Annotated in this window: 10 protein-coding genes; 1 reads left to right on the forward strand and 9 read right to left on the reverse strand. The window is 58.9% G+C overall.

The genetic code is table 11. The features are described 5' to 3' along the window. Nucleotides 1-17 precede the first annotated feature (17 nt). The 9 genes from H7K52_RS17350 to H7K52_RS17390 all read right to left on the reverse strand — a co-directional run bounded on the left by H7K52_RS17350 (nucleotide 18) and on the right by H7K52_RS17390 (nucleotide 11,422). Nucleotides 18-515: a TIGR00645 family protein gene (locus tag H7K52_RS17350; RefSeq protein WP_003852093.1), complete on the reverse strand. Its 498-nt coding sequence runs from the start codon at nucleotides 513-515 to the stop codon at nucleotides 18-20. A 54-nt stretch (nucleotides 516-569) separates the two neighbouring features. Beyond that, on the reverse strand, nucleotides 570-3,245 hold the full coding sequence (gene kdpD, locus H7K52_RS17355; protein WP_110410937.1) for a two-component system sensor histidine kinase KdpD: 2,676 nt from the start codon (nucleotides 3,243-3,245) through the stop codon (nucleotides 570-572). Between the two features lie 16 nt (nucleotides 3,246-3,261). Beyond that, nucleotides 3,262-3,828, reverse strand: coding sequence for a potassium-transporting ATPase subunit KdpC (gene kdpC / locus H7K52_RS17360; protein ID WP_039661149.1), 567 nt, complete (start codon nucleotides 3,826-3,828; stop codon nucleotides 3,262-3,264). A gap of 10 nt (nucleotides 3,829-3,838) precedes the next feature. Beyond that, a complete protein-coding gene (gene kdpB, locus H7K52_RS17365; protein ID WP_105099943.1) occupies nucleotides 3,839-5,887 on the reverse strand; it encodes a potassium-transporting ATPase subunit KdpB in 2,049 nt (682 codons plus the stop codon). After that, entirely contained in the window at nucleotides 5,884-7,572 is a 1,689-nt protein-coding gene (gene kdpA, locus H7K52_RS17370; RefSeq protein WP_003852084.1) for a potassium-transporting ATPase subunit KdpA, read from the reverse strand. The genes kdpB and kdpA overlap by 4 nt, the downstream gene beginning before the upstream one ends. After that, nucleotides 7,572-7,661 (reverse strand): K(+)-transporting ATPase subunit F, encoded by a 90-nt coding sequence (kdpF, locus tag H7K52_RS17375; RefSeq protein WP_010253443.1) that lies wholly within the window; start codon nucleotides 7,659-7,661, stop codon nucleotides 7,572-7,574. Before kdpF ends, kdpA begins: the two co-directional genes overlap by 1 nt. Nucleotides 7,662-7,769: 108 nt before the next feature. Further along, entirely contained in the window at nucleotides 7,770-8,936 is a 1,167-nt protein-coding gene (locus H7K52_RS17380) for an HD-GYP domain-containing protein (protein ID WP_140034144.1), read from the reverse strand. A gap of 157 nt (nucleotides 8,937-9,093) precedes the next feature. Beyond that, complete coding sequence (locus H7K52_RS17385; protein ID WP_140034143.1) at nucleotides 9,094-10,050, reverse strand: 2-hydroxyacid dehydrogenase; 957 nt, start codon at nucleotides 10,048-10,050, stop codon at nucleotides 9,094-9,096. Then, a complete protein-coding gene (locus tag H7K52_RS17390; RefSeq protein ID WP_003852073.1) occupies nucleotides 10,031-11,422 on the reverse strand; it encodes an MFS transporter in 1,392 nt (463 codons plus the stop codon). The genes H7K52_RS17385 and H7K52_RS17390 overlap by 20 nt, the downstream gene beginning before the upstream one ends. Before the next feature lie 419 nt (nucleotides 11,423-11,841). Between H7K52_RS17390 and H7K52_RS17395 the strand changes: the two genes are divergently transcribed. Next, nucleotides 11,842-12,759 carry a sugar ABC transporter substrate-binding protein gene (locus tag H7K52_RS17395; protein ID WP_039661141.1) on the forward strand — a complete coding sequence of 306 codons (918 nt, stop codon included), beginning with the start codon at nucleotides 11,842-11,844 and terminating at the stop codon, nucleotides 12,757-12,759. The last annotated feature ends 15 nt before the right edge of the window (nucleotides 12,760-12,774 follow it).

The raw sequence follows: 12,774 nt of genomic DNA on the forward strand, positions 1-12,774 counted from the left end.
GCCACCAGGGGGATATTTTACTTTTTATCGTAGCGCGACATTTTGTCCAGCCAGCCCATCACAAAGGCAGAGAGCACAAAGGTCAGGTGGATAATCACGTACCACATGAGTTTGTCGTTTTCGACATTACGCGCTTCCATGAACACCCGCAGCAGGTGAATCGACGAGATGGCAACGATGGAGGCAGCGACTTTGTTTTTCAGCGAGCCGGAGTCCATCTTGCCCAGCCAGCTCAGCTTCTCTTTGTCTTCGTCGATGTCGAGTTTAGAGATGAAGTTCTCATAACCCGACAGCATTACCATCACCAGCAGGCCGCCAACCAGCGTCATATCCACCAGTGAGAGCAGCAGAAGAATCAGATCGTTTTCCGCAATGCTGAAAATGTTGGGCAGCAGGTGGAAAATTTCCTGGAAAAATTTAATGGTCAGCGCCAGTAATCCCAGCGAAAGTCCAATGTAAACCGGAGCCAGCAACCAGCGCGATGCATACATCAGGTTTTCGGTAAAACGTTCCATACAATCCCACGAATAATCAAACAGGACCGGCAGTATAACTGATCCACTGTGAAGTTATTTCAGCCCTTCGTCAGAAATTTCAGGGGCGGGCGGCAGCGGCAGCGAGAGACGAAATGCCGCGCCACCTTCGGGCCGGTTTTCGGCCCAGATCTGGCCGCCATGGCTCTCGATAATGGTTTTACAGATCGCCAGACCCAGCCCGACGCCCGGCACCGCCGACTCTTTATTGCCGCGCCAGAACTTATCGAATATCCGGGTTAAATCCTCTTCGGCAATGCCGGGTCCGCCATCCCAGACCGCAATTTCCAGTCGTGATGCTGCACGCCAGGCGCGGATGCCGCGTGGCGCGCTATTACCGGCATACTTCAGGCTGTTCTCTATCAGGTTAGTGAAAACCCGCTCCAGCAGCGTGCTGTCCCCTTTGATCAGCACGATGTCATCCGGCAGGTCGAGCTGGACCTCATGCCCCTTGAGCGAGGGTGCCATGCTGCTCAGCGCCCCACCAATCACCTCTTCCAGCGCCAGCCACTCTTCCCGCAGATTGAGGCCGCCCGACTGAATGCGCGCCATATCCAGCATGTTGCTTACCAGCCGGATGGTGCTGAGCGTCTGCTCGCGAATCTGGCTGGCCTGCGGCACATATTTTGAGTTGTCACTGGCCAGGTCAAGCATCAGCATTTCTGCCTGACCAAACAGTACGGTCAGCGGGGTGCGCAGGTCGTGTGACAGCGCCGACAGCAACGCATTGCGCAGCTGTTCACGCTCAGCTGAGAGACGGGACGCTGCCTCGCTGTGAGACAGCGCCATCCGCTCCAGGGCATTGGCGATCAGCACCGTAAAGGTTTCCACCAGCCGCTGCTGCTCAGGAATCATCAGCTGACGCAGGTTCTGCGGCTCCACCACCAGCAATCCCCGGCACTGCGCGCCGCTTTTCAGCGGCAGGATCTGATAAGGCACTGCCGGTAAGGTATCGGTGCCCGCGCCTGCAGGCTGGCCTTTGCTGTAACTCCATTTAGCAATCGCGCGATCCGGCTCGCTGGCCGGTAACGCATCGCCCACCGCTTTCAGCTCGCCCTGCTCATCGGGCAGCAGCAGCAGGCAGCGCGCCTGTAGCGTGGCGTCGAGCACACGCTGGCTGGTGGCGGCGATATCCTGCGGTGTCAACGCGCTGCCCAGCGATTTCGCCATCTCATAGAGCTGACGCGCCCGCTGCTCGCGGTAGCGCGCCACCCGCGCCTGATAGCGCACGCCTGCCGTAAGATTCCCGACAATCACGCCGACCGCCAGCATCACGCCAAAGGTCACCAGGTATTGCAGGTCGGAGACCGCCACCGTGCCGGTGGGGGCCACAAAGAAGAGGTCGAAGGCGACGATATTTATCACCGTGGCGATCACCGACGGCCAGCGGCCATAGCGTAGTGCCACGATCACCACCGCCAGCAGGTAGATCATCACGCAGTTGGCGGGATCGAAATTGATCAGCACCGATTGCCCGGCTGCGGTCACCAGGATGCAGAGCACCAGCGCCATCATCACGCCGCGCAGCTGAATGCGCCATTTTTCGCTGTTAACACGACCATCCGGCAGCGGATGCGGCGCATCTTTCAGTGGCTCATCCAGCGCCACGACCAGCAGATCGAGATCCGGGCCAAGCTGGCCCAGTCGTTCAGCAAAACTGTCACGCCGCCAGCGCCGGAGTGGGCGACGGCCAGTGACGATTTTGCCCAGATTGTGTTCGCGGGCATAACCCAGCACCGCTTCCGCTTCATCCGGTTCAGAAAGGGTGGCGGTTTCCGCGCCCAGCTCCTGTGCCAGCTGTAATGTGCGCAGGATGGCCCGTCGCCGTGCTTCCGGCAGCCGGTTGAGCCGGGGCGTTTCAACATAGACCGCGTGCCATTCGCTGCCCAGTCGCGCCGCCAGTCGGGCTGCGGTGCGCACCAGCTTTTCACTGCCGCTGTCGTCGCCAATACAGAGCAGGATAGCGTCGCGGGTGTGCCAGACCCGATCCCGTCCCTGCTGATCGCGCCAGGCGCGCATCTGATCGTCTACCCGATCGGCGGTGCGGCGCAGCGCCAGCTCACGCAGGGCGAAGAGGTTACCTTTACGGAAAAAGTTTTCGATGGCGCGCTCAGCACGATCGCCAATATAAACTTTGCCCTCTTTCAATCGCTGGCGCAGATCGTCAGGCGGCAGATCGACCAGCACCACTTCGTCGGCACTGTCAAAAAAGGGATCGGGCACGGTTTCGCGCACCTGAATGCCGGTGACGCCGCCGACCACATCGTTGAGGCTCTCAAGATGCTGCACGTTGACGGTGGTCAGGACGTCGATGCCCGCTTCCAGCAGCTCCTCGATATCCTGCCAGCGCTTGGGATGGCGCGAGCCCTTAACGTTGGTGTGCGCCAGCTCATCCATCAGGATGACGGCAGGATGGCGGGCCAGCGCGGCATCGAGATCAAACTCTGCATGACGCGAGCGGCCGGTCGCGCGACGCGGCAGCAGGGTTAATCCTGTCAGCAGCTGTGCGGTTTCCGGCCGTTCGTGGGTCTCTACCACGCCAATCAGCACATCCAGACCCTGCGCACGCAGCCGCTGTGCCTCCTGCAGCATGGCGTAGGTTTTGCCCACGCCAGCACAGGCACCAAAGTAAATTTTCAGCTGCCCGCGATGCGTTTCGCGGTTAGCCTGCAGCAGCGCGTCGGGATCGGGACGCTGGGGTTCGTGGTTCATCGCTTCCTTAACACCATTACAGTTCGTTGAGCGCCATATTCAGCTGCAACACGTTGATTGTCGGTGTGCCGAGGAATGGCATCAGTGGACGATGCGTCATCTTTTCAATCAGCGCCTCGACCTGCGCCACCGGCACCTTGCGGCTGGCGGCGACACGCGGCGCCTGCCAGCGCGCGGCCTCCGGCGAAATATCCGGGTCCAGCCCGCTGGCTGAGGCAGTGACCAGCTCGACCGGCACGGCAGCCGATGCCTGCGGGTTCGCGGCCCGCAGCGCAGCGACGCGATCGGCTACCGCTTTATCCAGCGCCGGATTGCTGGCGGCCAGGTTGCTGCCGCCTGAGGAGAGCGGGTTATAGGGTTTATCGCCTGTGGCTGAAGGGCGGCCCCAGAAATAGTTGGGCTGGGTAAAATTCTGGCCAATCAGTGCTGACCCGCGCGCCACGCCATCTTCCTCCAGTAGCGAGCCGCTGGACTGGGACGGAAACAGCCATTGCGCCAGACCAGTAGTAAGCAAAGGATAAACCACGCCGGTGACAAGCGTAAGCAGCAACAACAGTAAAATTGCCGGACGTAACTGACTCATTTTTCTCTCCTCAGGCCATGCCTGAAAACACTAACAGCAGATCGATCGCTTTGATGCCGACAAACGGCACCAGCAGGCCACCCAGACCATAAATCAGCAGGTTGCGGCGCAGCAGCGCAGCGGCGCTCAGTGGGCGGTAGCTGACGCCTTTCAGGGCCAGCGGGATCAGGAAGACAATCACCAGGGCGTTAAAGATCACCGCCGACAGGATTGCGCTGGCGGGCGAGTGCAGCTGCATCACGTTAAGCATGTTGAGCTGCGGATAGGTCGCCGCAAACGCCGCCGGGATAATGGCGAAATATTTCGCCACGTCGTTGGCAATACTGAAGGTGGTCAGCGAACCGCGCGTCATCAGCATCTGTTTACCGATGTGCACCACTTCCAGTAGCTTGGTCGGGTTAGAGTCGAGGTCGACCATGTTGCCCGCCTCTTTCGCCGCCTGGGTCCCGGAGTTCATCGCCACCGCCACATCCGCCTGCGCCAGTGCTGGCGCATCGTTGGTGCCGTCACCGGTCATCGCCACTAAACGGCCTTCGGCCTGATACTGACGGATCAGCGCCAGTTTGGCTTCTGGTGTGGCCTCTGACAGGAAGTCATCTACGCCCGCTTCTGCGGCAATCGCCGCGGCGGTCAGTGGGTTATCACCGGTGATCATCACCGTTTTAATACCCATTTTGCGCAGTTCGGCAAAGCGCTCTTTGATGCCGCCTTTCACGATATCTTTCAGCGCCACCACACCCAGCACATTTGCGCCTTCTGACACCACCAGCGGCGTGCCGCCACTGCGAGCCACCTCTTCCACCTGCGCATTCACTTCCGCAGGGAAACGACCATGGTTCGCTTCGATATGACGGCGAACGGCATCGACCGCGCCTTTGCGGATCAGCCGATCCTGCACATTCACGCCACTCATGCGGGTCTGGGCTGAGAACGGAATAAAGCTGGCGTCCATGCTGCTGAGATCGCGTTCACGCAGGTTAAATCGCTGTTTCGCCAGTACCACGATGCTGCGGCCTTCCGGCGTCTCATCGGCCAGCGAGGCGAGCTGCGCGGCGTCCGCCAGCTGCTCTTCGCTGACGCCTGGCGCGGGCAGGAACTGGGTCGCCTGACGGTTACCCAGCGTGATGGTGCCGGTTTTGTCCAGCATCAGCACATCCACATCCCCTGCGGCTTCCACCGCACGACCGCTGGTCGCGATGACGTTTGCACCCAGCATCCGGCTCATCCCCGCCACGCCAATCGCCGACAGCAGGCCGCCGATAGTGGTCGGGATCAGACAGACCAGCAGTGCCACCAGTACCGTGACGCTGACCGGTGTGCCGCCCCATGCCGAGAACGGCCAGAGCGTCACGGTCGCCAGCAGGAACACGATGGTCAGTGATACCAGCAGGATGGTCAGGGCGATCTCATTTGGCGTTTTGCGGCGTTTTGCGCCTTCCACCATGGCGATCATCCGGTCAAGGAAGGTTTCGCCCGGGTTGGCGCTACAGGTGATCACCAGCCAGTCAGAGAGAATACGGGTACCGCCCGTCACGGAAGCAAAGTCACCCCCTGACTCACGGATTACGGGTGCAGATTCACCGGTAATGGCGCTCTCATCCACTGAGGCACCGCCCTCCATCACTTCACCGTCACAGGGAATGATATCGCCCGCTTCTACCAGCACCGCATCGCCTTTGCGCAGCGCATCGGCACTGACCTGCTGCCACTCGGCACCATAGCGCGCCGCTGAGAGTTTTTTGGCAAAGCTGGTCTTTTTGACGCCTTTCAGGCTGCTTGCCTGGGCCTTGCTGCGCCCTTCTGCCAGCGCCTCTGCCAGGTTGGCGAACAGCACGGTGAACCAGAGCCAGACCGCAATCGCCCCGGTAAAGCTGGCGCTGCCGTTGATGCGCCCGGTCAGCATGCCCACCGCCAGCAGCGAGGTGAGGATGCTGCCGAGGTAGACCACAAACATCACCGGGTTACGGAACTGTACCCGGGGATCGAGCTTTTTCACCGCATCCCAGGCCGAGGTACGCAGCAGGGCTGCGTCAAATAACGCCTGTTGTTGACGACTCATGAGGATTGTCCCTGAACAAGTTGCAGATGCTCAGCCACCGGGCCCAGCGCCAGAGCAGGAATAAAGGTCAGTGCACCCACCAGCAGCACGGTGCCGATCAGCAGTGCAATAAACAGCGGACCGTGAGTTGGCAGTGTGCCGTTACCTACCGGCTGCACTTTTTTAACCGCCATCGCACCGGCAATCGCCATCACCGGGATGATGATGCCGAAACGGCCCAGCAGCATGCAGACAGCCAGTAACAGGTTCCAGAACGGCGTGTTGGCACTCAGTCCGGCAAAGGCACTGCCGTTGTTATTGGAAGCCGAAGAGACCGCATAGAGCACTTCACTGAAGCCGTGGATGCCCGGGTTTGCCATCGCGCTGCGCCCGGCGTCGGTCATCATCGCCAGTGCAGTGCCAATCAGCACCAGCGCCGGGGTAACCAGAATCGCCAGTGCGGTCATTTTCATTTCCCACACATCGACTTTTTTACCCAGGAACTCCGGGGTACGGCCAATCATCAGTCCGGCAATAAAGACCGCCAGCAGTACAAACAGCAGCATGCCGTAGAGGCCGGCACCAACACCGCCAAATACCACCTCGCCCAGCTGCATCAGCCACATCGGCACCATGCCGCCCAGCGCGGTAAAGGAGTCATGCATGGCATTCACCGCACCGCAGGAGGCAGAAGTGGTAATGACCGCGAACAGGCTGCTGTTAAGGATGCCAAAGCGTGTCTCTTTACCTTCCATGTTGATGGCGCTGTCGGCCCCCAGCTGGAGGAAATGCGGGTTGCCCTGCAGTTCGGCCCACATCACGACGGCGACCGCCGCCACAAACATCAGCGTCATCGCCCACAGCAGCATGTGGCCCTGACGACGGTCACGCACACTTTCGCCAAACGCGAAGCAGAGCGCTGCCGGGATCAGGAAGATGCTCAGCATCTGCACCAGATTCGTCAGCACCGTCGGGTTCTCAAACGGATGGGCGGAGTTGGCGTTAAAGAAGCCGCCACCATTGGTACCCAGCATTTTGATCGCTTCCTGCGACGCCACCGGTCCCATCGACAGCGTCTGCTGCACGCCTTCCAGCGTGGAGAAGCTGTGATAAGGCGAGAAGTTCTGGATGCTGCCCTGACTGACAAAAAACAGCGCCATCAGCAGGCTGATCGGCAGTAAGACGTAGAGCGTGATGCGGGTCAGATCGCGCCAGGCGTTACCCAGGGTCGCAGAGCTGCGATTGGCGAAGCCACGGATCAGCGCAAAGGCCACGGCGATACCGGTCGCGGCAGAGAGGAAGTTCTGCACCGTCAGGCCCACCATCTGACTGAAATAGCTCAGGGTGCTTTCGCCACTGTAAGCCTGCCAGTTGGTGTTGGTCACGAAGCTCACGGCAGTGTTCAGCGCCAGATGCCAGCTCAGGCCAGGCAGCTGCTGAGGATTCAGCGGCAGCGAGCCCTGCAGCAGCAATATAGACAGCAGCACCACGAAACCCAGCGCGTTGAACAGCAGAATCGCCAGCAGGTAGTGCGGCCAGCGCATGTCCGACGCCTGCGCGCCCAGCAGGCGCCACAGTGGCGTTTCCAGGCGGGCAAACACCGGCTTGTCCGCCACTAACGAGGCCAGACCCCGTCCGAGCGGCTGCGCCAGTACCATCAGCAGCACCAGATAAAATGCGATGAGTAAAAAAGCATTGGCCGCCATCAGAAGGCCTCCGCATTTAACAGGGCATAGATCAGATAGCCCAGTAACAACACCACCAGCACAATGCCGGTTATTACGCCCACGCTCACAGGAACCTCCAGAGGATTGGATTTATGGCTTAGCTTGCGCGGAGGCGTATAAAGACGGGGTTAAAATGCAGCGGGCGGGCGTAAAAATAGTGTAAAAATGGCGAAAAATCAGGCGACTTCCAGCGCCCAGATACGATTGAGATCGACGTTGTCCCACAGCTTACTGTCCTCTGCACCCACAATACTGTCGGTGCAGAAGCTGTCGCCGAGGTCGAGCTCTTCCGGCTTCATTTCACGCTGGGCGTGCAGCGACCAGAAGACATGCACGCAGGGCCGCATCAGCGATTTTTCGCCTGCTTTCACCACCAGCGCCACCCGGCCGGAAGCCAGACGCACCAGCGATCCCACCGGATAGATGCCAATGGTGCGTACGAAGGTGTGCAGCAAGCCAGGATCGAAATGGCCGCGCCAGCTCAGCATCTGGTGCATCGCCTCTGCGGGTGTCCAGCCGTTGCGATAGGAGCGGGTCGAGGTCACCGCATCATAAACATCACACACCGCCGCCATGCGGGCGTAGAACGAAATCGCCTCGCCTTTCAGGCGGTGCGGATAGCCGCTGCCATCATATTTTTCATGATGATGAAGAGCGATATCGAGCAGATCGTCGTCAGCGTTGGCCTCTATCAGCATCTGCGTGCCGACCACCGGATGCTCACGCATCACCCTGAACTCTTCTTCAGTCAGCTTGCCCGCTTTGTTCAGGATCTCCAGTGGCACAGCCGCTTTGCCGACATCATGCAGTAAACCGCCCATGCCCACCCGGCGCAGCTGCTGCTCATCCAGTCCGAGTTTTTTACCCAGCGCAATCATCAGCCCGCAGACCGCCATAGAGTGCAGATAGGTGTAGTCATCATGATTTTTCAGCCGCGCCACGCTCAGCATGGCGGAAGGTTCACGCGTGATCGATCCGGCGATTTCATCCACCAGGTCCATCATATAATCGAGCTTCAGGCCGTTACCCAGCCGCGCTTCGTTGAACATCGCCCGCACTTTCGGTTTGCCCTGCTGGAAGATCAACTGCGCCTGATCCATTTCCTGAAAAAACGGAGTGCGGCCAATGGTTCTTTTTGCGACCGTGGTGGCGATCGGCGTCTGAACCGATCGATCGAGGTCGATCCAGAGCTGGCGGATCCCTTCGCTGCGTAGCGTGGCAATTTGTCGTGGATCGGTGATCAGCATCTGATTATGAATGCGCTGCTCTTTTATCCACCAGACCTCAAGCTTGTGGATAAACATCCCTGGCCGCAGTTCATCGATGGTAATCAGCTTTATCACGCTATCACTCCTTAAGATCAGCGGGTGGTAAGGTGATATCGGCAGCTGGACAAATTTTCTTCAGGCTGTTTTGTGCGAAGTCTGGGGGTCTGATGAGTGGTCAGAGGAGAGGCATCCTGCCTCACGTCCGTTTCGCAGGGTTACGTCATTGGTGTGGTTACACCACGCGTGTCAGCACGGGCTCACCACGGGAAAATGCCAGCATGTTCTCAAAGACCAGGTCAGCCATCGCCGCCATGGTTTCGCGGGTGCTGCTGGCGATATGTGCCGTAATGACCACATTGTCACGCTGGCGCAGTGCGTCAGGCACCTGCGGTTCCTGTTCAAACACATCCAGCCCCGCTCCGGCGATCCGTCCGGTTTCCAGCGCCTCCACCAGCGCCTGCTGATCCACCACGCTGCCGCGTGCAATATTGATCAGATAGCCCTGTGGTCCCAGCGCCTGCAGCACTTCCGCGTTGATAATATGGCGGGTCGCAGCCCCCCCTGGCAGCGTCAGCACCAGAAAATCGGCCTGCTGCGCCAGGGCCACCAGGCTCTCATGCCGGGTATAGGGCACATCGGGCCGTGAACGCGGATTGTAGTAATGAATCTGCATATCAAATGCCTGCGCACGCCTTGCCACCGCCTGGCCGATATTGCCCAGCCCGACAATGCCACACACCTTACCGCCAATTTTGCTGCTCAGCGGAAAGCGGCCCTGCGCCCAGTGCCCGGCGCGCGTGAAACGATCGGCCTCACTGATGCGGCGCGCCACATCCAGCAGCAGCGCCATCCCCAGATCGGCGACGCAATCATTCAGCACCTCTGGCGTGTTGGTCACCACAATGCCGCGAGACCGGGCAGCTTCCGTATCAATGCTGTCATATCCGACACCGTTACTGCAGATCGCTTTCAGGTTGGGCAGCGCAGCGATTAGCGCAGCCGGTGCGCCCATCACCGCATTGCCGCTGGTCACCAGTATGTCGATCTCTGTTCCCTGCTCAGCCAGAAAGGCCGCCTCATCCTCCGCCTCCCACAGCCGGAAGGCGGTGAACGACTGTTCGATATTCTCGATCAGCTGCGGTGGCAGAAATTTCCCTTTGATCAGCACTTTACATTGCTTTAATGCCATCTTCTTTCTCCTGATTGTTAAATGATGCCGGGCGTCCGGTCTCTTCGCCGACACGTTCAATCGGCCCCATCACCAGCAGGAACAGCAGCGCCGCGACCACGCAGTGTGCCGCCACAAACGCCAGTCCAATGCTGTAGCTACCGGTCAGCCCAACGATGATGCCGAACAGCAGCGGCGTGGTGAAACCGGCAATATTGCCGATGCCGTTAAAAATGGACCCCGCCAGACCCACCGCCTCTTTCGGTGCGGTGTCGCTGATCACCGTCCAGGTGCCTGCGCCAGCCGCGATGCCTTTGCCGAAAAAGGCGAAGGACATAATGGCGATGATGCCGCCGTTACCGGGAATAATCGCCGCCAGCACCAGGCTGGACGCCATCAGCATGCCGACGATATAGGGCGTTTTACGCGCCCAGGAGACGCTCCAGCCTCGGGCGATTAACTTGTCTGACAGGTAACCGCCACTGATGCCGCCCAGAAAACCGAACAGCGCTGGCGCAATAGTGGCGAATCCCGCTTCCATGATGTTCATGCCGCGCGCCTGCACCAGATAGATTGGAAACCAGGTAATAAAGAAGTAGCTGAGCGCAATGATGCAGTACTGACCGAGATAGGCGCACCAGAGCATGCGATTGGTGAGCAGCTTTCTGAACATCGCTTTGCTGACCGGTGGTCGTGCTTTCAGCGTCTGCGCCGCATCGATATCCACCAGCGCGCCACCGTCGACAATGTGGCGCAATTCACTTTCCGATACGCCGGGGTGGTTACGTGGCTCGCGCATCCAGGCCGCCCAGACCAGGACCGCCACCAGACCGATGCCGCCCAGCACAAAGAATGGCCATTCCCAGCCAAAGCGCGAGACCAGCCAGCCTGAAAGCGGCGAGAAGATAGCGACAGCAAAATATTGCGCCGAGCTGAACAGCGATGATGCCCGTCCCCGTTCTGCGCCCGGAAACCACATAATGACCACGCGCGCATTAGCGGGAAAGCTGGGTGCCTCTATGAGTCCCAGCATAAAGCGCAGTCCAAACATCAGCATCAGCGCGCCGGTCATGCCGCTGGAGAACTCGCCCACAAATCCCATCGCCAGCGTTGAAACTGACCAGAGCGCCAGTGTAACGCCATACACTTTTTTGGCCCCGAAGCGGTCAAGCAACAGTCCGCCAGGAATCTGACCGATGACATAGGCCCAGCTGAAAGCAGAGAGGATCAATCCCAGCTGGATCGCTGACAGACCGAACTCCTCTTTGATTGCCGACCCGGAGATCGAGAGGATCGAACGGTCGGCGTAAGCCACAACCGACAGAAACAGGATCAGGCAGAGGATCCCGATGCGGACATGGGTCGTCCGTTGAGGCGTTTGTTCTTTAGGCATGAGCTGAATTCCTTAAAAAGCGGCAGGTTGCACCACGAGGTTTTTTTCAGGAATAACGCTGAGAATTCCCGCTTCTGGAAATATAGATAGGAGGCTAACGATGGGTCACTGTGCAGATGTCAGGATCGTCTGGCCCGATTAAACGGTTTTCTGACAATCCTCACAACTGCCCGTGCGGCACTGCACAAAAGCGCGAAAAGCTGCGGCTCACTACTGCAGAGTGTGCACCAGGTCGGGGATTTCCCCCGCGCTGACCGCTATGACGAGGCGATTTCACGGCAAAATGTGGCGGCGCTAGCAAGAGTGAAAAGGACCGGTTGTCAAACCTGATGGCAGTTTCTAATCTGCAAATGATCCTGCTTTTCCATTTTTATAATAAATGAAAATTCCATTCCATCCGGTAACCTCGGGAGCCTCTAATGAAAAAACATGCATGGGCAATACTCTGTCTGCTCTCTCTTTCAACACCGGCGCTGGCTGAGAAGATAGGTGTCTCGATGGCCTATTTCGACCAGAACTTCCTGACTATCATCCGCCAGTCGATTGAGAAAGAGGCTAAAGTGCGCCAGCTGGAGGCGCAGTTCGAAGATGCACGTGGCGACGTAGGGCGTCAGACCGATCAGGTGCAGAGCTTTATCAGCGCCGGGGTGGATGCGATTATTGTCGACCCGGTGGACTCTGCCAGTACGCCAGCCCTGACAAAACTGGCGCAGCAGGCCCATATTCCACTGGTCTATGTTAACCGCTCACCGGGCGATAAAACCCTGCCGCCAGGCGTGGTGTTTGTTGGCTCTGACGAGCGCGAGTCAGGCACGTTGCAGATGGAAGCGCTGGCAAAGCAGGCCGGTTACCGTGGCAACGTCGCCATCATGATCGGCAACCTCAGCGATGCGGGCGCGCTTCAGCGCACCAAAGATGTGGAGCAGGTGGTGGCGAAGTATCCCAATATGAAAGTGGTGCTGAAGCAGACCGCTAACTATGCGCGCAATGAGGGGATGGATTTAATGCTCAACTGGCTGTCGAACGGTGAGGATATCGATATTGTCGCCGCGAACAACGACGAAATGGCAATTGGCGCCACGATGGCCATTGCTCAGGCGAAGCCGAAGAAAACCATTCTGGTGGGCGGGATTGATGCCACGCCGGATGGCCTGAAAGCGCTGGCCAGCGGTAAACTGGCCGTAACCGTGTTCCAGGATGCCGTGGGTCAGGGCAAAAAATCGGTTGAAGTGGCGCAGCAGATGATCAAAGGCCAGAAGGTAGATTCTCACCAGTGGATCCCGTTTGAGCTGGTAACGAAGCAGAATATGCAGCACTACAGCAATAAAAATCCGTAATGCAACACGGAGCGG

This window comes from Pantoea hericii (assembly GCF_014155795.1).
Taxonomy (GTDB): domain Bacteria; phylum Pseudomonadota; class Gammaproteobacteria; order Enterobacterales; family Enterobacteriaceae; genus Pantoea; species Pantoea eucalypti.